Here is a 23,869-nt window from a genome sequence, read left to right on the forward strand (position 1 = left end):
TGGTGACGGAAGGAGATGTCCACGCCACCCGGAACATCAAGAAAAACAACTGGAGCTACCCGCATGTTCAAGACCTTCGGCAAATCCCTGCTCGCTGTAACGCTGGCGGGCGCTGTGGCTGGTATGGCGCAGGCAGATGACAAGGTGCTGCACGTCTACAACTGGTCGGACTACATCGCGCCGGACACGGTCGACAAGTTCACCAAGGAAACCGGAATCAAGGTCGTCTACGATGTCTACGACAGCAACGAAGTGCTGGAAGCCAAGCTGCTCGCCGGCAAGTCGGGCTACGACATCGTGGTGCCGTCCAACTCCTTCCTGGCCAAGCAGATCAAGGCGGGTGTCTACCAGCCGCTGGACAAGTCCAAGCTGCCGAACTGGAAGAACCTGAATCCGGACATCATGAAGACCCTGGAAATCAGCGACCCGGGCAACCAGTACGCGATTCCCTACATGTGGGGCACCATCGGCATCGGCTACAACCCGGACAAGGTCAAGGCCGTGCTGGGCGACAACGCCCCGGTGGATTCCTGGGACCTGGTGTTCAAGCCGGAAAACATCCAGAAGCTGAAGGCGTGCGGCGTGAGCTTCCTCGACTCGCCGACCGAAATGCTCCCGGCCGCCCTGCACTACCTGGGCTACAAGCCCGATAGCCAGGACCCGAAAGAGCTGAAGGAAGCCGAAGCGCTGTTCCTGAAAATTCGCCCGTACATCTCTTACTTCCACTCCTCCAAGTACATCTCCGACATCGCCAACGGCAACATCTGCGTGGCCATCGGTTACTCGGGCGACGTGTACCAGGCCAAGTCGCGCGCCGAAGAAGCCAAGAACAAGGTCACTGTGAAATACAACATTCCGAAGGAAGGTGCCGGCGCGTTCTTCGACACCGTCGCCATTCCGAAGGATGCCGAGAACCAGGAAGCCGCGCTGAAGTGGATCAACTTCCTGCTTGAGCCGGCGGTCATGTCCGAAATCACCAACGTCGTTCAGTTCCCCAACGGCAACGCAGCCGCTACTCCGCTGGTGAGCGAGGCGATCCGCAACGACCCGGGCGTGTATCCGACTCCGGAAACCATGAAGAAGCTGTACGCCTTCCCGGACCTGCCGGCGAAGACCCAGCGTCTGATGACCCGCAGCTGGACCACCATCAAGTCCGGCAAGTAATCGGGTAGTCGCTGCCGCCTGGCGCGGCAGCGGATGGTCCGGGCAGCGGCGGGGGAGTGCGCTCCCTCGCCCGCTACCGGCAGCAACAAACAGCTTCCATCGGTGGAATGGCTGCGCAAGCCCCCGGCGCTCTCGTGCTGATGGAGGGTTCGGCGCTATCCACGGACCGGCCGTCGAAACCCCGGCAGCAACCGACTGAAGTCGCAATAAACAACGAGAGGACTCACGTGTGCGTATTCCCTTCCGCAGAACCCTGATCGCTGCAGTCTCCGTCCTCGGCCTGGCTTCGCAGGTTCAGGCGCAGGAGACCGTCCATATCTACAACTGGTCGGACTACATCGGTGAAACCACCCTCGCCGATTTCGAGAAGGAAACCGGGATCAAGCCGGTCTACGACGTCTTCGACTCCAACGAAACCCTGGAAGGCAAGCTGCTGGCCGGTCGTACCGGCTATGACGTGGTCGTGCCGTCCAACCACTTCCTCGGTCGCCAGATCAAGGCCGGCGCGTTCCAGAAGCTGGACAAGAGCCAACTGCCGAACTGGTCGAACCTCGATGCGCACCTGATGAAGCAGCTCGAGGCGAATGACCCGGGCAACCTGTACGGCGTGCCGTACCTGTGGGGCACCAACGGCATCGGCTACAACGTCGAGAAGGTCAAGGCCGTGCTGGGTGTCGACAAGATCGATTCGTGGGCTGTCCTCTTCGAGCCCGAGAACATGAAGAAGCTCAGCCAGTGCGGCGTCGCCTTCCTCGATTCGGGCGACGAGATGATGCCGGCTGTGCTCAAGTACCTGGGGCTGGACCCCAACAGCACCAATCCGGAGGACTACAAGAAGGTGGAGGGCAAGCTGATGGCGGTGCGTCCGTACGTCACCTACTTCCATTCCTCCAAATACATTTCCGACCTGGCCAACGGCAACATCTGCGTCGCGGCCGGTTTCTCCGGTGACGTATTCCAGGCCGCCAACCGCGCCAAGGAAGCCGGCAAGGGCGTGAACATCGCCTACGCCATTCCCAAGGAAGGCGCCAACCTCTGGTTCGACATCCTCGCGATCCCGAAGGATGCCTCCAACCCGAAGGCGGCCCATGCGTTCATCAACTACCTGCTCAAGCCCGAAGTGATCGCCAAGGTCAGCGATTACGTCGGTTACGCCAACCCGAACCCCAAGGCTGGCGAATTCATGGATGAGTCCGTGCGCAACAATCCTGAGGTGTACCCACCCCAGGAGGTTCTCGACAAACTCTTCGTGCAGCATGAGCTGCCGCCGAAGGTCCTGCGCCTCATGACCCGTTCCTGGACCAAGATCAAATCGGGCAAGTAAGACGGGTTTCCCCCCATCCGTCCGCGCGGGCACGGAGCGTCGCGGAGCCCCTCGAAAGGCTCCGTGGCGCACGTAAACTGCGCCAGCCCTGAGTAATACCAAGCATGCCCGGCCGCGGGGGCCGGGCCTCTATGATTTGGGAGTTGTGGTAATGGCAATAGCCTCCGGTGCCTACAAGAAAGCCTTGAGTGGCGACCAGAAGCCGAAAGAGGTTCTGGTAAAAATCGACCGGGTCAGCAAGCAGTTCGATGAAACGCTGGCAGTGGACAGCGTGACGCTGGACATCAAGAAAGGCGAAATCTTCGCCCTGCTCGGTGGTTCGGGTTCGGGCAAGTCGACTCTGCTTCGCATGCTGGCTGGTTTCGAGCGTCCCACTGAAGGTCGCATCTTCCTCGATGGCCAGGACATTACCGACCTGCCGCCCTATGAGCGGCCGATCAACATGATGTTCCAGTCCTACGCCCTGTTCCCCCACATGAGCGTGGCGCAGAACATCGCCTTCGGCCTGAAGCAGGACGGCCTGCCCAAGGCGGAAATCGACAAGATCGTCGACGAGATGCTCAAGCTCGTGCAGATGACCCAGTACGCCAAGCGCAAGCCGCACCAGCTCTCCGGCGGCCAGCGTCAGCGCGTGGCCCTGGCCCGCTCCCTGGCCAAGCGTCCGAAGCTGCTGCTGCTCGACGAACCCATGGGCGCACTGGACAAGAAACTGCGTTCGCAGATGCAACTGGAACTTGTGGAGATCATCGAGCGCGTGGGCGTGACCTGCGTGATGGTGACCCACGACCAGGAAGAGGCCATGACCATGGCCCAGCGCATCGCCATCATGCACCTGGGTTGCATCGAGCAGATCGGCAGCCCGATGGACATCTACGAGACCCCGGCCAGCCGCTTGATCTGCGAGTTCATCGGCAACGTCAACCTGTTCGACGGGGAGATCGTCGAGGACCTGCAGGACCACGCGGTGATTGCCTGCCCGCAGCTGGAAAACCCGATCTACATCGGCCACGGCATCAGCACCCGTGCCGAGAACAAGCGCATCACCTACGCGCTGCGTCCGGAAAAGGTCATGGTCAGCGCGCAGAAGCCGGAAAACCTCGAGCACGAAGGCTTCAACGTCGCCCAGGGCACCGTCCACGACATCGCCTACCTGGGCGGTCACTCCGTGTACTACATCAAGCTGGCCTCCGGCTTCATCGTCCAGGCCTTCATGGCCAACGCCGAGCGCCACGTCGCTCGCCCGACCTGGGACCAGCCGGTTTACATCAGCTGGTACGACGACAGCGGTGTGGTACTGCAATCATGAACATCAGCAAATCGCTCATGAAACGCCTGCCGAACGGCCGGCATGCCGTGATCGGTGTGCCGTTCTTCTGGCTGTTCCTGTTCTTCCTGCTGCCCTTCGCCATCGTGCTGAAGATCAGTCTGGCGGCAGCGGACGTGGCCATTCCGCCGTACACCGAAGTATTCCAGTACGCCGACCAGACGCTCCAGGTCGTGATGAACCTGGGCAACTACCTGATGCTGACGGACGACCCGCTCTACATCGACGCCTACCTGGGCTCGCTGAAGATGGCGGCGATCAGCACCTTCCTGTGCCTGCTCATCGGATACCCGATGGCCTATGCCATCGCCCGCGCCAGCAAGGAAATGCAGACCGTCCTGCTGCTGCTGATCATGATGCCGACCTGGACGGCGATCCTGATCCGCGTATACGCCTGGATGGGCATCCTGTCCAACAACGGCCTGCTCAACAGCTTCCTGATGTGGCTGGGCATCATCAACGAGCCGCTGACGATCCTGAACACCAACTTCGCGGTGTACATCGGCATCGTCTACTCGTACCTGCCCTTCATGGTCATGCCGCTCTACGCCAACCTGGTGAAGCACGACATGAGCCTGCTGGAAGCCGCCTCCGACCTCGGCGCGCGCAGCTTCACCAGCTTCTGGAAGATCACCGTGCCGCTGTCCAAGAACGGCATCATCGCCGGCTGCATGCTGGTATTCATCCCGGCGGTGGGCGAGTTCGTGATTCCGGAACTGCTCGGCGGCCCCGAGACGCTGATGATTGGCAAGGTGCTGTGGCAGGAGTTCTTCAACAACCGTGACTGGCCGGTGGCTTCCGCCCTTGCCGTGGTGATGCTGCTGATCCTGATCGTGCCCATCATCCTCTTTAACAAGAACCAGGCTAAAGAGCTGGAGGGCAAGGTATGACTTCCTTCAAGGTGATCCGCCCATCATCCCCTTCAACAGACTCTTCACCCAAGATCGTGGCTAAAGAGCTGGAGGGCAAGGTATGAACAAGCGTTGGTCGTTCTCCAACATCATGCTGGTGTTGGGCCTGCTCTTCATCTATGTGCCGATGATCATCCTGGTCATCTACTCCTTCAACGGCTCCAAGCTGGTGACCGTGTGGGGCGGCTGGTCGGTGAAGTGGTACGTCGGCCTGCTGGACAACCAGCAACTGGTCGGTTCGGTGTTCCGCTCGCTGGAGATCGCCTGCTACACCGCGGTCTCCTCGGTGGCCCTGGGCACCCTGGCTGCTTTCGTGCTGACGCGCATCCCGCGCTTCCGTGGCCGCACGCTGTTCGGCGGGATGGTCACCGCGCCGCTGGTCATGCCCGAGGTGATCACCGGTCTGTCGCTGCTGCTGCTGTTCGTCGCCATGGCCCAGCTGATCGGCTGGCCGCAGGAGCGCGGCATCGTGACCATCTGGATCGCCCACACCAGCTTCTGCTCGTCCTACGTGGCGGTCGTGGTGTCGGCGCGCCTGCGCGAGCTTGACCTGTCCATCGAGGAAGCGGCCATGGACCTGGGCGCCAAGCCCTGGAAAGTGTTCATGCTGATCACCATCCCGATGATCGCCCCGTCGCTGGCGGCGGGCGGCATGATGTCCTTCGCGCTGTCGCTGGATGACCTGGTACTGGCCAGCTTCGTGTCCGGTCCTGGCTCCACCACCCTGCCGATGGAAGTGTTCTCCGCCGTGCGTCTGGGCGTGAAGCCGGAGATCAACGCCGTCGCCAGCCTGATCCTGCTGACCGTCTCGCTGTTCACCTTCTTCGCCTGGTACTTCACCCGTCAGGCCGAGGAACGGCGCAAGCGTGCGATCCAGGAAGCCATGGAGTCCAACGCGACCGATTGGCAGAAGGGTTCGGCAGCCACCGCCTGACGCCGTCTTGTCGGCCGGTAGTATCCGGCGATTGTCGAATCACGGGCCACCTTCAGGGTGGCCCGTGCTTTTTGCTCACACGTTATTCCGAAGTGCTTGGAAATTCGGGATTTATCGGAAAAATCCGTGGGTCGCAAAGACTCGCTCCCGGCCGATTGCCAACTACGCTTGAAGTGTTCGGATGCGTTGTCCGGTCACCCCCCGAACCAGGACCGGGCCGCGTAGCCGGCAAACTACCAGTGACGCCTTATGGCACTCCGTGCGGGAGACGGCGCCCAATACAACACCCCGATCGTTATCCCTTGGGGAAATAACGCGCCAGGGAGCTTCGGCATCTCCCGCAGCACTCTTCTACAACGCCCCCATGAAAAACCCCGCAGGAGCGGGGTTTTTCATGGGCGGTGATTCTTGTCGAGGACGCTTCAGCGGCGTACGGGAATCAGCCGCAGGATGCCCTTGGTGTTGGCTTTCACCTCGTTGTCGTCGTAGTGCTGGGGCAGGTACTGGCCGTCGATGTAGGCCTCTGCCTGGTCGTCATAGTGCTTGTCGCAAGGCACGCCGCTCTGGCCCACCGGGTTGATGCCCAGGCTATGGGCCGGGTCGGCGAAGTCGATCAGGCGGCGGGTTGACGGGCCGTAGACCACCTGCCAGGGCGCCGGGCCGACGCGGTGCGACAGGTTGTTGGGCACCTCGTGGCCGCCAGGAGCGGCGAACGGGCCGACATTGAAGAGGCGGTCCAGCGGCTTCTGCTGGCCCAGCGGGTGGCCGTGGGTGAGGGTGTGCGCCTTGCTCCATTGCCACTGCTTCGAGTCCTGGCCGAGGGTGGCACGCAAGTGCGCCAGGCTGTCCTTCCAGGCGGCCTTGACGGTATCGGCGCGGGTCTCCTTCTGCGGCGTCGTGCGGTTGTCCCACCAGGGCGAGCTCTCGTCGGCTGCCAGGCGCGGCAGGGCCACGTCGAGCACGCGGGTGGACAGCAGGTTGTCGAAGAAGGCGTCGCCCATCTCGTCGCGCATGGCGCCGTCGGCGACCTGGTAGAGGAACTGGTTGAATACGGTGGCGGTCACCGAGTCCAGCGGATGGTCGCCCTGCCAGTTGGCCAGGCTCTCCACCAGTGCCTTCTCTTCGTCGGTGGCGGCGGCTTCGCGCAGTATCGGCAACAGCGGCTTGAGGAAGCGCGGGCCGTAGCCGGTGGCGGTGTCCAGTTGCAGCGCCTGGCTGTTCTGCAGGTCCCACTTCACGGAAGTGTCGGACAGGCGCTTGTTCAACTGCTGACCGCGATCGGGCAGGTTGTAGTAACCGGGCACCGGGCGACCATTGGCGGGCACCGGCTGGAAGTTGGCGGAGACGATGTAGCCGCGCGCCGGGTTCTCTTCCTGCGGGTTTTCGCTGAAGGGATAGAAGCCGCTCTTGTCGGCCTGGCCGCTGGCGCCGTCGAGCAGGAAGTTCGGGTTGACCCCGTCCGGGCGCACCGGCAGCTGCGCCGAGGCCCACCAGCCGATATCACCCCGGGCATTGGCCCAGACCACGTTGAGGCCTGGGGACTGGATCTTCGAGGCTGCCGTGCGTGCCTTGGCCAGGGTGTCGGCGCGGTTCAGCTCGTAAAAGGCGTCGAGGATCGGGTTCCGGGTTTCCAGGAAGGCCCACCACATGGATACTGGGGTCTTGCCCGAGGCGGTGCCCAGCGCATCGTTGACCAGCGGGCCATGGGGCGAGCTACGCAGGGTGATCTTCACCGGCGCCTCGCCCTTCACCGCGATGCTCTGCTCCTCGCTCTTCAGGTCGACCCACTGGCCGTGGTACCAGACCTGGTTGGGGTTGTCCGGGTTGACCTTCTCCGCGACCAGGTCGACGTCGTCGTTCTGGAACATGGTCAGGCTCCAGCCGAACTGCAGGTTGTGGCCGAGCGAGGCGAAGGGGTTGAGCGCCTGGTAATGGCCGTACAGCTCGAAGCCCGGCGCGCTGGCCTGCATCTCGTACCACACCGCCGGCACGGCAAAGCGAATGTGCGGGTCGCCCGCCAGCAGCGGTTTGCCGCTTTTGGTGCGGCTGCCGGAGACGGCCCAGGCATTGCTGCCCTCGAACTGCGGCAGGCCGGCCTTCTCCAGCGCGGCGTGGCTCAGGCGGGCGATGGCGCTCAGGTCCTGCCAGTCGGCGGCGGCCAGCGCCCTGGAGCCCATCACGCCCTCGGGGTGCCAGTCGAGGTCGAAGACCTTCAGGTAATCAGCGCCCAGCTCGTCGCGCACGTAGGTCAGCACCGGCTCGGTGCGGAAGGCGGCGGCGAAGCTGTAGGCCATGTAGCCGGCGACGCTGACGGTGTCCTCGGGCGTGAACGGGCGCTTGGCAATGCCGAGGACGTCGAACTCCAGCGGACGCGGATGGCTGTCCTGGAACTGGTTGACGCCATCGAGGTAGGCGACCAGCGCCTTCCAGGCCGGGGAATTCTTGTCCTGCCTGGCGACGTATTCGGCGGCGTGGTCGCGGATGCGCAGGCTGCGGAACATGCGGTCGGTATCCACCAGCTTGGGCCCGAGCACCTCGGCCAGCTCGCCCCGGGACAGGCGCCGCAGGATTTCCATCTGGAACAGGCGGTCCTGGGCGTGGACATAGCCGATCGCCCGGTACATGTCCTCCTCGCTGCCGGCCTTGATGTGCGGCACGCCGCGCTCGTCGTAGCGAACCGTGACTTCGCTGGCGAGGCCGGCCAGGGGCAGTTGTCCGTCGCGTACCGGCTGCTTGCCGTGCAGGTACCAGCCGCCAGCGGCCGTTGCAGCGGCGATGGCGACAGCGAGGACAGTCAAAGTGCGTTTCATGCGGCAACTCCTTGTTGTTATGGGGCGATTCTGCAGTGGTTGCCGCTCGCCGCTCATTGACCAAACATCTCTAGGCTGGAATTCTCCGGTCAATCCCAGGAGTGACCATGGCCGCCCCCGAGCTGAATTTTCCCGATACCCCGGCGCTGACCCAGTCCGCCACCCTGCGCCGCCAGCTGTACGAGGCGCTCTCGGTGCTGGGCTTCGACCCCACCGACATCTATCGCCAGGCCTTGCAGAAGGTGCGGCTGCCGCCACCGGCGCAGAGCGGTCGCCTGGTGCACGACGACGCCCCCTTGTTCTGGACGACGCTTGACGAGATTACCGGCGACGCCGACATCGGCCTGCACCTGGGAGAGGCGATGAAGCCGCGCTTGCTGGATGTGGTCGGCTACCTGCTGATGGCCAGCAGCGACCTGCGCGAGGCGCTGCACAGCTTCCTGCGCTTCCAGCACATCCTCTCCGGCGGCTTTGCCGCGCAGATGCGCGAGGAGGGCGAGCAGGTGCGGCTGATCCTCGACCTCAACTACCTGGGCAGCAGCAACCTGCGTCAGCAGATGGAGTGCTTGATGCTGCTGTTCCTCAAGCTGCTGGCGCTGATCACCGACGACGAGTTCCGTGTCCAGGCCATCGAGTTCCGCCATCCGCAGCCGCGCCGTTTGAGCGAGCACCGACGGCTGTTCGGCCTGGCGCCGAGCTTCGGCAAGCCCAATGATGCGCTGCTGTTCGACCGCGCCCTGCTGGCCAGGCCGTCTCGCACCGGCAACCCGGTACTCCATCGTTTGCTCACCGAGCACGCGCGCGAGCAACTGGGCACGTTGGACGAGAACGACCTGCTCAATCGCCTGCGCTACCTGATCGCAATCCGGCTGGGGGAGGGAGAGTGCACCCTGCAAAGCTGTGCGCGCGAACTGGGTGTGCGCGCCGGGCTGCTGCAGCGCAACCTGGCAAGCCGGGCGCAGACGTTCAGGGAAGTGCGCGAGGAGGTCCGCCGGCAGCGCGCTGCGCGGTTGCTGGAGCAGGGCGAGGCGATACGCGAGGTAGCGCGGGCCTGTGGTTTTGCCGAGTTGTCGCCGTTCTATCGGGCATTCAGGCGCTGGTACTCGATGCCGCCCGAGCGCTATCGCCAGCGTCTGCAGGGCGGCACCGAGGGCTGAGGGTTATTCGGCCAGCGGGATCTCGCGGCTTACTTCCAGCAGCGCCATGGCGTCGAGCTGGTCCTCGATCTGCAGGAAGCGCAGGGCACGCTGTGGAGAGACTTCCTTGGCGATGCGCTTGAGGTACTTCTCCTTGAGGTCCTGACGGTCGTCCTGCAGCTCCAGCACCTGCTTCTGCAGCTTCGCCGCGTCGTCGTTGCTTACCGAGCCGGTGTTATAGCTGTTGGCGTAGTCGATGATGATCGCCAGGGTCTGCTTGCTCAGCTTGTCCGCCTCGGTGCGGTAGCTGTTGTAGATCGGCCAGAACTTCTCGGTTTCCTGCGGAGTGAGCTTCATGTTGGCTTCGACGATGCGCTTGCGCTTGTAGTCGATGTCGGCGATGCGGTTGTTGATGGCCTGCTTGTGTTGCTCCATCACCTGTTTGCTGTTGGGCGCATCTTCGGCGTGGGCGGCCAGGGGCAGGACAAACCCCGTGGAGAGGGCGGCGCAGAAGGCGAGGGCGGAATGAAGACGCATGCGAAAAGCTCCTTGGTAGCGATCGGCCCTTCATAGGCCGGCGAACCAAGTGTAGTCATGGATTGGCCATCGTCTTCGTTGATGCAACTCAGTGCTTCGCGCCATCCCAGGGGCAATAGCAGCCCACCGCCAGGGTGTGGGTCGCGTTCACCGGGCGGCCCTGCACCAGGGCGTCGAGGATCGGCTCGATGAAGCTGTTGCCCGAGGTGCAGACTGCTCCTTCGCTGTAGGGGCCGAAGTAGGCCAGCTTGCCCTGGGCATCCCAGATCGCCACGGCGGGGCTGGCCGGCAACTGCTCTGCGCCCGGCAGGGAATCCAGCGCACGCATGGCGTTCAGTGTGTCGGGCAAGTGGCCGCGCGTGCCGGGTTTCTGCACGGCGAAGAACTCCACGCCCTGCGGGCCGAAGCGCTGGATCAGCTCGGCGAGATGCTGCTGGTTGCCCACATTGCAGGGGCAGGCCGGGTCCCAGAAATGCACCAGGCGGACCTTGCCGGGGCCGGCCAATTGCGTCGGCAGCATCAGATGGTCGCCGGAAAACAGCTGCGGCTGGTGGCTGAACGGACGGATGAAGCGGTTCTCGTACCACCCGTAGGTGGCGAGCAGCGCGCCCAGGCAGAGCGCGGCGATCAGCCAGGTGAACAGCGATTTTCGGCGTGAGGACATGACGGCGACCAGTGGCGGAGTCGGTAAGATGGCCGACAAGCTTGCCACGGGGGCGGGCGCGGCAGAATATCCACTGCTGCCCGCACTCCTTTCGTCACCCGCCTGCCAGAAGCGAAACGCCCATGCCTGAAGCCTTCCAGCCCGATCTGCTGCGCACCCTGCTGCGACCTCTGACCGCAGAGGCGAACGAAGTCGGCATCGCGCTGTACCAGCATTTCTACGGCCTGGACCTGCACGGCCGGCATCCGGGTCTGCAGAGCCGCCTGGGCACCTTCGAGGCCGGCGGCTACCAGATTGCCGCGCAGTACTGGCGCCCGGTGCTGGCGCGCGGCACCGTCGTGCTGCTGCACGGCTATTACGACCACATGGGCCTTTACCGCCACGTGATCGACTGGGCGCTGGGCATGAACTTCGCGGTGCTCGCCTGCGACTTGCCGGGGCATGGGCTTTCCGGTGGCGCTGCAGCCAGCATCGGTGACTTCGCCGAATACCAGGTGGTGCTCGGCGCGCTGCTGGAACAGGCCCAAGCGCTGGACCTGCCGCAACCCTGGCACCTGTGTGGCCAGAGCACCGGCGGGGCGATCCTGCTGGACTACCTGCTCACCGGCGCGCCGCGCCCGGAACTGGGTCGCACCATCCTGCTGGCGCCGCTGGTGCGGCCGCGGGCCTGGGGTTGGTCGAAGTTCAGCTACCAGATGCTGCGGCCCTTCGTCGACTCGATCCCCCGGCGCTTCAGTGAGAACTCCAGCGACACCGAGTTCCTCGCCTTCCTGCGCGACCGCGATCCGCTGCAGCCGAAGATCCTTCCCACGGCCTGGGTCGGCGCACTGGCGCGCTGGATTCCGCGCATCGAGGCGGCCGGGCACGGCGCGCAGAGCCTGCTGGTGGTGCAAGGCGACGCCGACGAGACGGTGGACTGGCGCTACAACCTGAAGGTGCTGGAAGAGAAGTTCGAGAAGATCGAATGCCTGCTGCTGACGGGCGCGCGGCACCACCTGGCGAACGAGAGCGAGACGCTGCGCAGGCGTTATTTTGATTTTCTCAGTGAGCGGATGGCTTAGCGGGGGGGAGGCGGGGGAGGGAGCCCGTGTGGTCGAGGGTGTGTCCTTCACTCCTTGCGCCATGATCCTCAGGCGCCACCCTCTGTACAGCGGGTGCCATTCTAAGTGCAGAGTTTCTCGGAGTGGTCCGCATGCCGTGTAGGCTCTTTCCCATTACTGCCCGTTGTTCGACACTGCCAAGCCCGCCTTGAGGGCCGCCAGGGCAGCGCGGTAGTAGTCGCGGCCAGCCGGCGACTCGCTGAAGTCGGCGAACTGGCCCAGTTCGGCATCGCTCAGGCCGCGATAGACATAGAGCAGGGTGTTGTCGAGATCGGCGCCGATCTGGCTCATCAGCTTCTGCCGCTGGCCTTCGAGCATGCCCTGGGCGCTACCACCGCCGAGCAGGCCGGGGAGCATCTGGCTCAGGCTGTCGGCGGCCACGCTGGCCAGCGCCAGGCTGACTTCGGCGCCGGCCTCGCGGGCGGGCAGAATCTGGCTCAGGCGGTGGATGATCTGCTTGCGCACCTCGCTGGCCTGCTGGCGCGGCAGGCCATTGGCGTATTTCTGCAATTGGTCGCTGCGCGTGGCCAGAGTTTCGGCGCCGGCAACCTTGCGGCCCAGGGGGGATTCGAAGAAGTTCACCGCCGCGGTGCTGTCCGGCAGGTTCTGGCGCAGGCCGTTCAAGGCGCGCTGGTCGATGTCGGCGGGGGCGAAGCGCTGGTTGCTGTTGTCCACCAGCGTCTGGTACAGCGCCGGCGGCAGGTTGCCCTGGTAGCGCTTCTGCGCCGCGTGCAGGGCGTCATTGAAGTGTGCTCGCTGTTCCGGCCAGCCGGCGGCCTGGTACAGGCGCTGGTAGTTGTCGGCCAGGGCAGGCATGCCCAGTAGAAGAAGGGTGAGGGCCAGCAGTACGCGCATTGCAACTCCTTTTGGGCGGCAGGGTTCGCTCGCCGGGGACTATTGTCGGCAAGGCTTGCCCCGCTTGTCGAGACACTGGCGCCGGACGTTACAATGCGCCATGTATCTCTACGCCCATTCTCCCTCCATGCAAGGCCCCCTTCTGCAACGCATTGTTGACGACCTCGCCGAGAAAGGCTGGTCGCAGCAGGATGCCTTTCTTCCCGACGCCCTGGTCGCCCAGTTGGCGACGGAGTGTCGTGAGCGCGACGCGGCCGGCAAGCTGACCTCCGCCGCCATCGGCCGGGGCGAGGGGCAGGCGGTGCGCGAAGGCATTCGCGGCGACCGTATCCAGTGGCTGGAGCTCGGCCAATCCGAGGCCTGTGACCTCTATCTGGGCGCGTTGGACGCGTTGCGCCAGCAGATCAATCGCTCGCTGTACCTGGGCCTGGAGGACTTCGAGGGACACTTCGCGCTCTATCCGCCCGGGGCGTTCTACCAGAAGCACCTGGACCGCTTCCGCGACGATGATCGCCGCACTCTCTCCGCCGTGTTCTACCTCAATCGCGACTGGCCGGTGACGCAGGGCGGCGAATTGCGCCTGTACCTCCCCGACGAACGGACGCTGGACCTGCCGCCGCTCGCCGGCCGGCTGGTGGTGTTCCTCTCCGGCGAGTTCCCCCACGAGGTGTTGCCGGCCAGCCACGAGCGCCTGTCGCTCACCGGCTGGTTCCGCCGCCGCGGTGATGCCCCGCTCTGAGCTGTCAGTGGCCCCAGATCTTCAGTGTGCCGCTGATGTCCTGGATGTCGCGGACTTCGATGCTTCCCAGCTTTCCACCGCCCACGTAGAGATCGCCGGCCACGCGCAGGCGGATGGTCTGCGAGGGCAGCCCGCTGGCATTGAGCTGCTGGTTGATGGTGGTCAGGTCGGGCAGGGTCAGCGCCAGTTGCTGCTGGCCACCGGCGCCTTGCACCACGTCCACCTGCAGGGTTGGCTGCTCGACGCCGAAGATCGGCAGGCTCAGGCCCAGCTGCGCGGCTCCGTACGGCAGGCTGCCGCCGCGGCCGTCGGGGCAGTCGCCGGCGCTCACGCAGCCATTGTCGATGAACACGTTGCGTAGCGAGACGCTGCCGCCGTCGTCCTTCCAGGCCACACTGTCCATGCGCGCCAGCACGTCGGCGCGGATGCTGATGCCATCCTGGCCGGTGACGGCGCCCAGGCGCTCGTTATCCAGGGCCTGGAGTTCGGCGAACGCAAAGGGCAGGTAGGACAGTGCGGCGAAGGTGGCGGTGCAGAGCAAGAGACGCGGCATGACGGAGGCTCCATGGCGATTGGCCGATGCGCGAGTCTGGGTGGCGGCCTGTCTTGCGGCCAGTGCCGGACGGCTGTTCCCGTCGAAGGTTGTGTTTCAGCGCTGTGCCGACGACCGGCGCGCCGCTCTGGCGCCCGACTTTCGGCGGGGCGGAAACCTGTTGCGACACACGCCCCGATGAAACTTGCGTTACCCGGCGTGACCGGCAAACGGCGAGCGGCTAGTCTGTCCCCTTCCAAAAGGGAGTGATTCGCCCATGCAGAAGGTTCTCGTCAGCCGCTGCCTGCTTGGCCATCGCGTCCGCTACGACGGCGGCGCGCACGGGCCGTTCGACCTGCTGTCGCGCTGGCTGGACCAGGGGCGAGTGGTCGCGCTGTGCCCGGAAGTCGCCGGCGGCCTGCCGACGCCCCGCGCTCCGGCGGAGATCCCCGGCGGCCAGGGCATGGCGGTGCTGGAGCGGGCGCGCCCGGTGTTGACGGTGGAGGGCGAGGATGTCAGCGACGCCTTCCTGCTCGGCGCCGAGGAAGCGATGGCACTGGTGCGCCGCCACGACATCCGCCTGGCGGTGCTCAAGGCGCGCAGCCCTTCCTGCGGCAACCGCGAGAACTACGACGGCAGCTTCAGCGGCCGGAAGGTCGCGGGCGAAGGCGTCACTGCCGCCGCCCTCAAGCGCATGGGCGTGCTGGTGTTCAGCGAGGAAGAGCTGGATGCCGCCGCCGTCTGTCTGGCTGGGCTGGAAGCCGGAGGCTAGAGCGGCCGCCGACACTCGAAGATGCACTATTTTCCTTGAGCCTTGCGTCCTGGTGCCTATGCTTGTGCGTTCCATGCGGAACGGCGAGGCCGGCCTGAGCGGGTCCTTCGCCTTTTCGATTGTCATGTAGAAGGAGAAGAACATGAGAACCCTGCTGCCTTGCCTGGGCCTTGCCGCGCTGCTCGCCGGCACTTCCGCCGTGGCTGCCGACATCCCGCGTACCCCGGCTCCGGAAGGCGCGAAGGTGTACTTCATCGAGCCGGCCGACGGGGCCACGGTGGACAAGACCTTCACCGTCAAATTCGGTCTCAAGGGCATGGGCGTCGCGCCGGCGGGCGTGGATTCGCCGGCCACCGGCCACCACCACCTGCTGATCGACCTCAAGGAGCAGCCGGCGATGAATATGCCGCTGCCGATGACCGATCAGATCAAGCACTTCGGCAAGGGCCAGACCGAGACCCAGGTGACCCTGCCACCGGGCAAGCACACCCTGCAACTGCTGGTGGGTGACAAGAACCACGTACCGTTCGACCCGCCGGTGGAGTCGCAGCAGATCACCGTCAATGTGAAGTGATGGTTGGGCTGCGGAGCGGGGCTTTTACCCTTTCCCTCACCCTCTCCCTGAAGGGAGAGGGGACTGTCCGGAGCAACTGAAACCCTGGCGCTCGCCGGCTGAGTTTGCAGTATCCGATAGCGCCGAATTGCTCCCTCTCCCTTCAGGGAGAGGGCGGGGGAGAGGGGGCTCCCCCGCACTGAACTTTCCAGAAAGCAGACACGAAAAAAGGAGGCCCGAAGGCCTCCTTTTTTCTTACCACCGGGCAGCGCTTAGAACAGCACGCGGCTGCGGATGGTGCCGTTCACATGCTGCAGCTTCTCCAGCGCCAGGTCCGAGTACTCGGCGTCGACGTCGATCACCACGTAGCCGACCTTGTCGTTGGTCTGCAGGTACTGGCCGGAGATGTTGATGCCGTTGTCGGCGAACACCTTGTTGATTTCGCTCATCACACCCGGGATGTTGGCGTGGATGTGCAGCAGGCGGTGCTTGCCCGGATGCGACGGCAGGGCCACTTCCGGGAAGTTGACCGAGGACACCGAGGTGCCGTTGTCGCTGTACTTGACCAGCTTCTCGGCCACTTCCAGGCCGATGTTGGCCTGGGCCTCGGCGGTGGAGCCGCCGATGTGCGGGGTCAGGATCACGCGATCCAGGCCACGCAGCGGGCTTTCGAACTCGTCGTCGTTGGACTTGGGCTCGACCGGGAACACGTCGATGGCGGCGCCGATCAGGTGCTCGTCCTTGATCGCGGCGGCCAGGTGGTCCAGCTCGACCACGGTGCCACGGGCGGCGTTGATCAGGATGCCGCCTTTCTTGATGGCGCGGATTTCCTTCTCGCCGATCATCCACTGGGTGGACGGCAGCTCCGGTACGTGCAGCGAGACGATGTCGGACATGCCGAGCAGCTCGTGCAGGTTGCCGACCTGCTGGGCGTTACCCAGCGGCAGCTTGGTCACGGTGTCGTAGAAGAACACCTGCATGCCCAGGGCCTCGGCCAGGACCGACAGCTGGGTGCCGATCGAGCCGTAGCCGACGATGCCCAGCTTCTTGCCGCGGATCTCGAAGGAGTTGGCTGCGGACTTGATCCAGCCGCCGCGGTGGCAGGAGGCGTTCTTCTCCGGGATGCCGCGCAGCAGCAGGATGGCCTCGGCCAGCACCAGCTCGGCCACCGAGCGGGTGTTGGAGTAGGGCGCGTTGAACACGGCGATGCCGCGCTCGCGGGCGGCGTTCAGGTCGACCTGGTTGGTGCCGATGCAGAAGCAGCCAACGGCGATCAGCTTCTTGGCAGCGTCGAAGACTTCTTCGGTCAGCTGGGTGCGGGAGCGGATACCGATGAAATGGGCATCGGCAATCTTTTCCTTCAGCTCGTCACCGGACAGTGCGGTCTTGAGGTACTCGATGTTGGAGTAGCCGGCCGCCTTGAGGGTGTCGACGGCGTTCTGGTGCACGCCTTCAAGGAGAAGGAATTTGATCTTGCTCTTGTCGAGAGAAGTCTTGCTCATCTGCTTTGAACCTGTAGTCCCGGGATGTGGCGAGAAATTGAACAGCTCAGGCCGGACCGGCCGGTGCCAGGCTTGGCGCCAGGTGGCGATCTGCGTGGGGTGCGTATGCTAGCATGTTCTCCCTTTTCCTTGCCCGGTTGCGACCTGAGCTGTTCTCAGGACGACCATGAACCATTTGAGAGTTCCTCCAATGACCCGCGACGCCCTGATCGAATCGCTCAAGCCCCTGCTGGATGCCGGGAAGCTGCTGACAGACGCCGATTCCCTCGACACCTACGGCAAGGATTGGACCAAGCATTTCGCCCCGGCGCCCCTGGCGATCGCCTTCCCCAAGAGCACCGAGCAGGTCCAGGCCATCGTCCGCTGGGCCAATGAGCACAAGGTGGCGCTGGTTCCATCCGGTGGTCGTACCGGCCTGTCCGCCGCTGCTGTCGCGGCCAACGGCGAAGTGGTCGTGGCTTTCGACTACATGAACAAGGTGCTGGAATTCAACGAATTCGATCGCACCGTGGTCTGCCAGCCGGGCGTGATCACCAAGCAGCTGCAGACCTTCGCCGAAGAGCACGGCCTGTACTATCCGGTGGACTTCGCCTCGTCGGGATCCAGCCAGATTGGCGGCAACATCGGCACCAATGCCGGCGGGATCAAGGTCATTCGCTACGGCATGACCCGCAACTGGGTGGCCGGTCTGAAGGTCGTCACCGGCAAGGGCGACCTGCTGGAGCTGAACAAGGACCTGATCAAGAACGCCACCGGCTACGACCTGCGCCAGCTGTTCATCGGCGCCGAAGGCACCCTGGGCTTCGTGGTCGAGGCCACCATGCGCCTGGAGCGCCAGCCGAAGAACCTTACCGCGATGGTCCTCGGCACTCCGGACTTCGATTCGATCATGCCGGTGCTGCACGCCTTCCAGAACAAGCTGGACCTGACCGCCTTCGAATTCTTCTCCGACAAGGCCCTGGCCAAGATCATGGCCCGTGGCGACGTGCCGCCGGCCTTCGAGACCGACTGCCCGTTCTACGCCCTGCTGGAGTTCGAGGCGAGCACCGAGGACGTGGCCAACGAGGCGCTGGCGACTTTCGAACATTGTGTAGAGCAGGGCTGGGTCCTCGATGGCGTGATGAGCCAGAGCGAGCAGCAGTTGCAGAACCTGTGGAAGCTGCGCGAATACATCTCCGAGACCATCTCCCACTGGACGCCGTACAAGAACGACATCTCCGTCACGGTCGGCAAGGTCCCGGCCTTCCTCAAGGACATCGACGATATCGTCGCGGCCAACTATCCCGATTTCGAAGTGGTCTGGTTCGGCCACATCGGCGATGGCAACCTGCACCTGAATATCCTCAAGCCCGAGAATCTGACCAAGGACGAGTTCTTCGCCAAGTGCGCGACCGTCAACAAGTGGGTCTTCGAGACCGTGCAGAAGTACAACGGCTCCATCTCCGCCGAACACGGCGTGGGCATGACCAAGCGCGACTACCTGGGGTACTCTCGCTCGGAGGCTGAAATCGGCTACATGAAGGCGGTCAAGGCGGTGTTCGACCCGAACGGGATCATGAACCCTGGCAAGATATTCGCCGAGTAAGTCGCGTCATCCAGAAGGGCCGGCTCTTGGGATAGAGGGGCCGGCCTTTGCACGTCAGCGTCACGGGAAGTGGCGCGTGCGCCGGCAGGATGCGGGCAACCGCGCGGGATCACGTGCCCCGCGCGGAACATCTCTTCCATGCGTTCAGGAGTCGGTCATGAGTTACCAGCACCAGTATGTCGATGGCACCCCGATCCATTTCACCCTGGGCAAGGTGGTCTGCGTCGGCCGCAACTACGCGGAGCACGCCAAGGAGCTGAACAACCCGGTGCCGACCGAGCCGCTGCTGTTCATCAAGCCGGGTTCCTGCACCGTGTCGCAGGCCGGTGGTTTTTCCATCCCCGCGGACCGTGGCTCGGTGCACTACGAGGCGGAAATTGCCGTGCTGATCGGCAAGCCGCTGTCGCGCAAGCCGAGCGCCGAAGAGGTGCTGGACGCCATTTCCGGCTACGCCCCGGCGCTGGACCTGACCCTGCGCGACGTGCAGTCCAAGCTCAAGGAAAAGGGCCTGCCCTGGGAGCTGGCGAAATCCTTCGACGGCGCCTTCGTGCTGGCACCTTTCGTCAGCGCCGATCACTTCCCGGACCCGACCGACATCGGCATCCGCCTGGTGATCGACGGCGAAGTCCGCCAGGACGGCAACAGCCGTGACATGCTCAATCCCATCGTGCCGCTGATCCAGCACATCTGCGGGCACTTCTCGCTGCAGCCGGGCGACGTGGTCTCCACCGGCACTCCGGTCGGCGTCGGCCCGCTCGAGAGCGGCAGTGAGGTGGTGCTGGAACTTCCCGGCGCCAGCCGATTCGAAAGCCGCGTGCTTTAACACCGTTGTCCCGCCGAAGGCCGCCGTTTGTGCGGCCTTCGCTTGTTGCGGGGCACCTTGCCGTGCTGACCAACAAGAGTCGTCATGACCATGTCCATCCTTCGCCCTCGCTGGCTGCTGCTGGCCCTGCTGTTCATCCTGGTGGTGCTCGGCTACCTGACGTCCCGCTTCCACTGGGATGACCGCGCCCGCCTCTGGTTGCGCGAGCAGGACACCAGCGCCCAGGCACGCTCGGAAAGCGTCTGGCTGCCCGGCTACCGTGCGGTAATCCAGGCCAAGCCGCTCAAGGGGGGCCTCGAAGGGCAGGAAACCTCCGATCTGGCCTACAACCCGGTCACCCGCACCCTGTTCACCGTCACCGGAAAGAAGCCGCTGCTGGCCGAGTTGTCGCTCACCGGTGACGTACTGCGTGTGATCCCACTGCTGGGCATGTCGAACCCGGAAGGCGTGGCGGTGCTGGAGAACGGCAATATCGCCGTGACCGACGAGCGCCAGAATTCCCTGACCATCTTCCAGGTCGACCCGCAGACCCGCGAGCTGAGCACCGCAAGGCTGTCCAGCTTCGACCTCGGCCCACGTGGCAAGAAGAACAAGGGTATCGAAGGGATCGCCTGGGACCCGCGTCAGCATCGCCTGGTGCTTGGGCAGGAGCGCGACCCGCTGGCGCTCTTCAGCCTCGCCAGCAACGGCGGTCCGCATCTGAGCGGAGCCCTGCAGCCGCTGCCCAGCGACCTGCTGATGACCAATGTCTCGGCGCTGAGCATCGACCCGCGCACCGGGCACACCCTGGTGCTGTCGGCAGAGTCGCACCTGCTGCTGGAACTGGACGAGAAAGGCGAGCCGATCAGCTTCATCAGCCTGCTCGGCGGACTCAACGGCCTGGAGAACCGCATCCCGCGCGCCGAGGGTGTGGCCATCGACGAGCAGGGCACCATCTACATGGTGAGCGAGCCGGACCTGTTCTACGTTTTCAAGCGCGAGGCGGAGCCTCCCAAGGCGGATTGATCTGGAGCGGGGGCAGAAGTGTTCGGTGGCTTTAAGGTTGGGTTAAGTCCGGATTCAGGCTGATTTCAGTCATCGGTCCTAAGCTGACCCCATCGAAAACGCCGCAGGAGGCATTTACATGAAACTGACTCACCTTCCGCTGATCGCCGCCGTTGGCCTGTTCTCCACCGTCACCTTCGCCGCTGGCGGCTATACCGGCCCGGGCAGCGATGCCCAGCCCGCCGCTGCCGCCGCCGGCCAGATCACCACGGTGAAACAGGCCCAGGCCGCCGCCGATGACACCAAGGTCGTGCTCGAAGGCACCATCACCAAGCGTATCAGCAGCGAGCACTACGAGTTCAAGGACGCCACCGGCAGCATCCAGGTCGAGATCGACAACGACGATTGGCCGGCCGGCACCTCGGTTTCCGAGAACACCAAGGTGCGTCTGACCGGTGAGGTCGACCACCACAAGGTCAAGCCCACCGACATCGATGTGGACCGCGTGGAAATCCTCCAGTAATCCACCCTCGATAAAAAAGCCGCGCCGGGAATCCCCATCCCCGGTGCGGCTTTTTTTGCATTCTTTGGTGCTTGTGGGCTCCCTGGAAGACGCTCCGCTGCCCTCTCCCTAACCCTCTCCCTGAAGGGAGAGGGGACCGTTTGGTGCAGGTTGAAACCACGACATCAGCCGGCGCGGGCAGCTCCCTCTCCCTTCAGGGAGAGGGCGGGGGGAGAGGGGCTTTGGCCTGCTCCAAAGTCTCAGGTGTTCAGCCCTGCCAATGTTTTAACCAATGCTTTCGAAGCCCTGCAACACGTTGATCGCGTTGATACCGATCTCTTCCACCGCATAACCCCCTTCCATGACGAATAGCGTCGGCAGGCCAAGCTTGCCGATGGCTTCGCCCATGCGCAGGTAGTCCGGGCTGTCCAGCTTGAACTGGGAGATCGGGTCTTCCTTGTAGGTGTCTACCCCCAGCGAGACGATCAGCACGTCGGGCTTGTACGCCGAGATCTGCCGGATCGCCGCCTGCAGCGCCAGGCTCCACACCGACCAGTCGCTGCCCGAGGCCAGCGGATAGTTGAAGTTGAAGCCTTCGCCCACGCCCTGGCCTTTCTCGTCGGCGTAGCCGAGGAAGTAGGGGTACTCGAAGCGCGGGTCGCCGTGGATCGAGGTGAACAGCACGTCGGCGCGGTCGTAGAAGATGTCCTGGGTGCCGTTGCCGTGGTGGTAGTCGACGTCGAGGATGGCCACGCGGTTGGCGCCCTGGTCGAGGATCGACTGGGCGGCGATGGCCGCGTTGTTGAAGAAGCAGTAGCCGCCCATGAAGTCCGCCGAGGCGTGGTGACCCGGCGGGCGGCACAGGGAAAACACCGAGCGCGCGCCCTTGGCCAGTTCGGCCTGGCCGGTCATCGCTACGTTCACCGAGCTGAGCACCGCCTGCCAGGTGCCGGCGGTGATTGGCGCACCGGCGTCCAGGCTGTAGTAGCCCAGGCGGCCGTCGATGCTGTCGGGCTCCTTCTGCCGCAGGCGGCGGGTCGGCCAGCAGATCGGCAGCATGTCATGGGTCCGGCCGGTGGCCAGCCAGTCGCGCCAGGCATGCTGCAGGAACCGCACGAAGCCTTCGCTGTGCACCCTCAGGATGGGTTCCAGGCCGAAATCGCGAGGGGCCTGGATGTCGCCCAGTTTCACCGCCTTGGCCCGGTCCAGCACCATGTCGGCACGGCTGGGCTTTTCGAAGCAGGGGGTGAATTGGCCGCCGATCAGCTCATGCTGACCGTGGTGCAAGCGATGGTCGTCGGTGTAGATCGTCAACATCACGCGCTCCTGAGGGCGCCTCCGGGCGCCCGTTGGGTTCTGGATAGCTCTGCCGTCAGGCGTTTTCCTCGAAATTCACAGTCGGCGCCTTGCGACGGAAGCCGCCGGTATGCACCGCCAGGTAGGCGAAGCCGACCGCGAACCAGCTCAGGCCGACGACCAGCGTCAGCTGCGAGAGGCTGGTCCACAGCCACAGGGTCAGGCACAGGCCGATGAACGGGATGGCGCCGTACAGCAGGACGTTCTTCGCGCCACGGCGGCGCTCGACGCCCAGGTAGGTGCGGATCACCGCCAGGTTGACCACGGAGAAGGCCACCAGCGCGCCGAAGCTGATCATCGAGGCGAGGGTGGTCAGGTCCAGCACGATGGCCAGCAGGGAAACCGCCGAGACGACCAGGATCGCCACCACCGGGGTCTGGAAACGTGCGTGCAGGACGCCGAACAGGCTGCGCGGCAGGATGCCGTCACGGCCCATGGTGAAGATGATGCGCGACACCGAGGCCTGCGAGGCCAGCGCCGAGCCGATGCAGCCGGCGATGTAGGCGGAGGTGAAGAAGTTGCCGAGGAACTGGCCGCCGGCCTTGAGCATCACTTCGTTGGCCGCCGAGTCGGCGTTCTGGAACACGCTGCCGGGGAACACCAGCTGGCTGATGATCGCCAACAGGGTGAACATCAGGCCGGCGATCACGGTGGTGATGATGATCGCACGGGGGATGTCACGGCGGGCGTCGCGGGTTTCCTCGGCCATGGTCGAGACTGCATCGAAGCCCAGGAACGACAGGCACAACACCGCGGCGCCGGCCATCAGCGGGGCGAAGCCGGGCTGGCTGCCGTCACCGACGAAGGGCAGGCTGAAGTCGATGGCGGCGCCGCCGGCCAGGGTCTTGATCGACATGCCCACGAACACCACGATGAACACCAGCTGCGCGCCGACTATGACGTTGCTCATGCCGGCGACCTGGCTGATGCCGACCACGTTGAGCACGGTGACCAGGGCGATGGAAGCGACCACGAACATCCAGGCCGGGATTTCCGGGAAGGCGATGTTCATGAACAGGCCGATGAGCAGGTAATTGATCATCGGCAGGAACAGGTAGTCGAGCAGCAGCGACCAGCCGGACAGGAAGCCGACCACCGGGCCGAAGCTCAGGCTGGTGTAGGAGTATGCGGAGCCGGAGATCGGGTACTTGCGCACCATGAAGCTGTAGGAGGCTGCGGTGAACAGCATCGCCAGCAGGGTGATCAGGTAGGCGGTGGCGGTGCGGCCGCCGGTCATCTCGGTGACCACGCCGTAGGTGGTGAACATGGTCAGCGGGACCATGTAGACCAGGCCGAAGAAGACCAGGGCGGGCAGGCCCAGGACGCGTTTCAGGCGGGCGTCGGCGTTGGTCGCGGTGCCCTGTTGTGGAGTGTGTGCAGTGCTGGCGCTGTGTTGGCTGGCCATGGAAGAGTCCTCGCGATTTTTATGGTCTGGTGCGGGCGGCGTTCGGTGGCCGTCCTGATGTCGTCGGGTTACGGCTCAGCCGCAGCGTTGACGACGCGCGAGGAATGAGGGTGTGTGCTGCAGGGTGACGCAAAAGCTGGTCATGGGCGTTCTCGGGGCATTTGTTCTTGTGGATAACGCGCTCGCGTTCCCTCGGGAATTCCCTGCGCCATCTGAGATGGTGCAAGGGCTGGCCGCCTTTCCAGCCGCTCCCTGCGCGAGCCGCCCGACTCTAGCAACGCAGGGTGTCGGGCAGAACCCTGCAAAGGGTCAAAAAGGGATCGAAATGGCCAAACTGGCTGTCAGGGTCACCCGACG

At 64.4% G+C, this 23,869-nt stretch carries 22 protein-coding genes; 14 read left to right on the plus strand and 8 right to left on the minus strand.

Features of this window, described 5'->3' with window-relative positions; genetic code table 11:
* Nucleotides 1-63: 63 nt before the first annotated feature.
* From C167_RS0123765 to C167_RS0123785, 5 genes are all read left to right on the plus strand, one after another.
* Nucleotides 64-1,164, plus strand: coding sequence for a polyamine ABC transporter substrate-binding protein (locus C167_RS0123765; RefSeq protein WP_017520807.1), 1,101 nt, complete (start codon nucleotides 64-66; stop codon nucleotides 1,162-1,164).
* A 229-nt stretch (nucleotides 1,165-1,393) separates the two neighbouring features.
* Complete coding sequence (locus C167_RS0123770) at nucleotides 1,394-2,488, plus strand: polyamine ABC transporter substrate-binding protein (protein WP_017520808.1); 1,095 nt, start codon at nucleotides 1,394-1,396, stop codon at nucleotides 2,486-2,488.
* 151 nt (nucleotides 2,489-2,639) lie between these two features.
* On the plus strand, nucleotides 2,640-3,794 hold the full coding sequence (locus C167_RS0123775) for an ABC transporter ATP-binding protein (protein WP_017520809.1): 1,155 nt from the start codon (nucleotides 2,640-2,642) through the stop codon (nucleotides 3,792-3,794).
* A gap of 26 nt (nucleotides 3,795-3,820) precedes the next feature.
* A complete protein-coding gene (locus C167_RS0123780) occupies nucleotides 3,821-4,702 on the plus strand; it encodes an ABC transporter permease subunit (protein WP_085988864.1) in 882 nt (293 codons plus the stop codon).
* Nucleotides 4,703-4,784: 82 nt separating this feature from the next.
* A complete protein-coding gene (locus C167_RS0123785; RefSeq protein WP_017520811.1) occupies nucleotides 4,785-5,657 on the plus strand; it encodes an ABC transporter permease subunit in 873 nt (290 codons plus the stop codon).
* A 422-nt stretch (nucleotides 5,658-6,079) separates the two neighbouring features.
* Here C167_RS0123785 and C167_RS0123790 read toward each other — a convergent pair whose 3' ends face one another.
* On the minus strand, nucleotides 6,080-8,467 hold the full coding sequence (locus tag C167_RS0123790; RefSeq protein WP_017520812.1) for a penicillin acylase family protein: 2,388 nt from the start codon (nucleotides 8,465-8,467) through the stop codon (nucleotides 6,080-6,082).
* A gap of 107 nt (nucleotides 8,468-8,574) precedes the next feature.
* On the opposite strand from C167_RS0123790, the gene C167_RS0123795 reads away from it, so the two are divergent.
* Nucleotides 8,575-9,624 carry an AraC family transcriptional regulator gene (locus C167_RS0123795; protein ID WP_017520813.1) on the plus strand — a complete coding sequence of 350 codons (1,050 nt, stop codon included), beginning with the start codon at nucleotides 8,575-8,577 and terminating at the stop codon, nucleotides 9,622-9,624.
* A gap of 3 nt (nucleotides 9,625-9,627) precedes the next feature.
* On the opposite strand, the gene C167_RS34130 is transcribed toward C167_RS0123795, so the two are convergent.
* Entirely contained in the window at nucleotides 9,628-10,140 is a 513-nt protein-coding gene (locus tag C167_RS34130; RefSeq protein ID WP_017520814.1) for a hypothetical protein, read from the minus strand.
* Between the two features lie 88 nt (nucleotides 10,141-10,228).
* Nucleotides 10,229-10,804 carry a DUF6436 domain-containing protein gene (locus C167_RS0123805; protein ID WP_017520815.1) on the minus strand — a complete coding sequence of 192 codons (576 nt, stop codon included), beginning with the start codon at nucleotides 10,802-10,804 and terminating at the stop codon, nucleotides 10,229-10,231.
* 122 nt (nucleotides 10,805-10,926) lie between these two features.
* Here C167_RS0123805 and C167_RS0123810 point away from each other — a divergent pair, with 122 nt between their 5' ends.
* A complete protein-coding gene (locus C167_RS0123810; protein ID WP_017520816.1) occupies nucleotides 10,927-11,865 on the plus strand; it encodes an alpha/beta hydrolase in 939 nt (312 codons plus the stop codon).
* 153 nt (nucleotides 11,866-12,018) lie between these two features.
* Here C167_RS0123810 and C167_RS0123815 read toward each other — a convergent pair whose 3' ends face one another.
* Nucleotides 12,019-12,759 (minus strand): hypothetical protein, encoded by a 741-nt coding sequence (locus C167_RS0123815; protein WP_017520817.1) that lies wholly within the window; start codon nucleotides 12,757-12,759, stop codon nucleotides 12,019-12,021.
* Nucleotides 12,760-12,886: 127 nt separating this feature from the next.
* Here C167_RS0123815 and C167_RS0123820 point away from each other — a divergent pair, with 127 nt between their 5' ends.
* Nucleotides 12,887-13,498 carry a 2OG-Fe(II) oxygenase gene (locus C167_RS0123820; protein WP_026079242.1) on the plus strand — a complete coding sequence of 204 codons (612 nt, stop codon included), beginning with the start codon at nucleotides 12,887-12,889 and terminating at the stop codon, nucleotides 13,496-13,498.
* Between the two features lie 4 nt (nucleotides 13,499-13,502).
* On the opposite strand, the gene C167_RS0123825 is transcribed toward C167_RS0123820, so the two are convergent.
* Nucleotides 13,503-14,051 (minus strand): DUF6160 family protein, encoded by a 549-nt coding sequence (locus tag C167_RS0123825; protein WP_017520819.1) that lies wholly within the window; start codon nucleotides 14,049-14,051, stop codon nucleotides 13,503-13,505.
* A 256-nt stretch (nucleotides 14,052-14,307) separates the two neighbouring features.
* On the opposite strand from C167_RS0123825, the gene C167_RS0123830 reads away from it, so the two are divergent.
* Nucleotides 14,308-14,802 (plus strand): DUF523 domain-containing protein, encoded by a 495-nt coding sequence (locus tag C167_RS0123830; RefSeq protein WP_017520820.1) that lies wholly within the window; start codon nucleotides 14,308-14,310, stop codon nucleotides 14,800-14,802.
* A gap of 142 nt (nucleotides 14,803-14,944) precedes the next feature.
* Entirely contained in the window at nucleotides 14,945-15,376 is a 432-nt protein-coding gene (locus tag C167_RS0123835) for a DUF4399 domain-containing protein (RefSeq protein ID WP_017520821.1), read from the plus strand.
* Nucleotides 15,377-15,627: 251 nt separating this feature from the next.
* Here the strand turns inward: C167_RS0123835 and serA are convergent, their stop codons facing one another.
* Nucleotides 15,628-16,857, minus strand: a complete 1,230-nt coding sequence (gene serA, locus C167_RS0123840) for a phosphoglycerate dehydrogenase (protein WP_017520822.1) — start codon at nucleotides 16,855-16,857, stop codon at nucleotides 15,628-15,630.
* A 190-nt stretch (nucleotides 16,858-17,047) separates the two neighbouring features.
* Here serA and C167_RS0123845 point away from each other — a divergent pair, with 190 nt between their 5' ends.
* The 4 genes from C167_RS0123845 to C167_RS0123860 all read left to right on the plus strand — a co-directional run bounded on the left by C167_RS0123845 (nucleotide 17,048) and on the right by C167_RS0123860 (nucleotide 20,772).
* Nucleotides 17,048-18,442, plus strand: a complete 1,395-nt coding sequence (locus C167_RS0123845; protein ID WP_017520823.1) for an FAD-binding oxidoreductase — start codon at nucleotides 17,048-17,050, stop codon at nucleotides 18,440-18,442.
* Between the two features lie 157 nt (nucleotides 18,443-18,599).
* Nucleotides 18,600-19,265 carry a fumarylacetoacetate hydrolase family protein gene (locus C167_RS0123850; protein WP_017520824.1) on the plus strand — a complete coding sequence of 222 codons (666 nt, stop codon included), beginning with the start codon at nucleotides 18,600-18,602 and terminating at the stop codon, nucleotides 19,263-19,265.
* 84 nt (nucleotides 19,266-19,349) lie between these two features.
* Nucleotides 19,350-20,270 (plus strand): SdiA-regulated domain-containing protein, encoded by a 921-nt coding sequence (locus tag C167_RS0123855; RefSeq protein ID WP_017520825.1) that lies wholly within the window; start codon nucleotides 19,350-19,352, stop codon nucleotides 20,268-20,270.
* Between the two features lie 118 nt (nucleotides 20,271-20,388).
* A complete protein-coding gene (locus C167_RS0123860; protein ID WP_017520826.1) occupies nucleotides 20,389-20,772 on the plus strand; it encodes a NirD/YgiW/YdeI family stress tolerance protein in 384 nt (127 codons plus the stop codon).
* A gap of 264 nt (nucleotides 20,773-21,036) precedes the next feature.
* Here the strand turns inward: C167_RS0123860 and C167_RS0123865 are convergent, their stop codons facing one another.
* Nucleotides 21,037-22,068 (minus strand): histone deacetylase family protein, encoded by a 1,032-nt coding sequence (locus C167_RS0123865; RefSeq protein ID WP_017520827.1) that lies wholly within the window; start codon nucleotides 22,066-22,068, stop codon nucleotides 21,037-21,039.
* Nucleotides 22,069-22,123: 55 nt separating this feature from the next.
* A complete protein-coding gene (locus C167_RS0123870) occupies nucleotides 22,124-23,512 on the minus strand; it encodes an APC family permease (RefSeq protein WP_017520828.1) in 1,389 nt (462 codons plus the stop codon).
* Nucleotides 23,513-23,869: the final 357 nt, after the last annotated feature.

It is taken from the genome of Pseudomonas nitroreducens TX1 (assembly GCF_000313755.1).
Classification (GTDB): Bacteria; Pseudomonadota; Gammaproteobacteria; order Pseudomonadales; family Pseudomonadaceae; genus Pseudomonas; species Pseudomonas nitroreducens_A.

Excerpts from the sequence above, each read along its gene's own strand:
- C167_RS0123805 (WP_017520815.1), bottom strand. The coding sequence starts at position 10,804 with ATGTCCTCACGCCGAAAATCGCTGTTCACCTGGCTGATCGCCGCGCTC.
- C167_RS0123820 (WP_026079242.1), top strand. The coding sequence starts at position 12,887 with ATGCAAGGCCCCCTTCTGCAACGCATTGTTGACGACCTCGCCGAGAAA.
- C167_RS0123845 (WP_017520823.1), top strand. The coding sequence starts at position 17,048 with ATGACCCGCGACGCCCTGATCGAATCGCTCAAGCCCCTGCTGGATGCC.
- C167_RS0123850 (WP_017520824.1), top strand. The coding sequence starts at position 18,600 with ATGAGTTACCAGCACCAGTATGTCGATGGCACCCCGATCCATTTCACC.
- C167_RS0123830 (WP_017520820.1), top strand. The coding sequence starts at position 14,308 with ATGCAGAAGGTTCTCGTCAGCCGCTGCCTGCTTGGCCATCGCGTCCGC.
- C167_RS0123790 (WP_017520812.1), bottom strand. The coding sequence starts at position 8,467 with ATGAAACGCACTTTGACTGTCCTCGCTGTCGCCATCGCCGCTGCAACG.
- C167_RS0123825 (WP_017520819.1), bottom strand. The coding sequence starts at position 14,051 with ATGCCGCGTCTCTTGCTCTGCACCGCCACCTTCGCCGCACTGTCCTAC.
- C167_RS0123855 (WP_017520825.1), top strand. The coding sequence starts at position 19,350 with ATGACCATGTCCATCCTTCGCCCTCGCTGGCTGCTGCTGGCCCTGCTG.
- C167_RS0123835 (WP_017520821.1), top strand. The coding sequence starts at position 14,945 with ATGAGAACCCTGCTGCCTTGCCTGGGCCTTGCCGCGCTGCTCGCCGGC.
- serA (WP_017520822.1), bottom strand. The coding sequence starts at position 16,857 with ATGAGCAAGACTTCTCTCGACAAGAGCAAGATCAAATTCCTTCTCCTT.
- C167_RS0123810 (WP_017520816.1), top strand. The coding sequence starts at position 10,927 with ATGCCTGAAGCCTTCCAGCCCGATCTGCTGCGCACCCTGCTGCGACCT.
- C167_RS0123795 (WP_017520813.1), top strand. The coding sequence starts at position 8,575 with ATGGCCGCCCCCGAGCTGAATTTTCCCGATACCCCGGCGCTGACCCAG.
- C167_RS0123775 (WP_017520809.1), top strand. The coding sequence starts at position 2,640 with ATGGCAATAGCCTCCGGTGCCTACAAGAAAGCCTTGAGTGGCGACCAG.
- C167_RS0123765 (WP_017520807.1), top strand. The coding sequence starts at position 64 with ATGTTCAAGACCTTCGGCAAATCCCTGCTCGCTGTAACGCTGGCGGGC.
- C167_RS0123865 (WP_017520827.1), bottom strand. The coding sequence starts at position 22,068 with ATGTTGACGATCTACACCGACGACCATCGCTTGCACCACGGTCAGCAT.
- C167_RS0123860 (WP_017520826.1), top strand. The coding sequence starts at position 20,389 with ATGAAACTGACTCACCTTCCGCTGATCGCCGCCGTTGGCCTGTTCTCC.
- C167_RS0123870 (WP_017520828.1), bottom strand. The coding sequence starts at position 23,512 with ATGGCCAGCCAACACAGCGCCAGCACTGCACACACTCCACAACAGGGC.
- C167_RS0123815 (WP_017520817.1), bottom strand. The coding sequence starts at position 12,759 with ATGCGCGTACTGCTGGCCCTCACCCTTCTTCTACTGGGCATGCCTGCC.
- C167_RS34130 (WP_017520814.1), bottom strand. The coding sequence starts at position 10,140 with ATGCGTCTTCATTCCGCCCTCGCCTTCTGCGCCGCCCTCTCCACGGGG.
- C167_RS0123785 (WP_017520811.1), top strand. The coding sequence starts at position 4,785 with ATGAACAAGCGTTGGTCGTTCTCCAACATCATGCTGGTGTTGGGCCTG.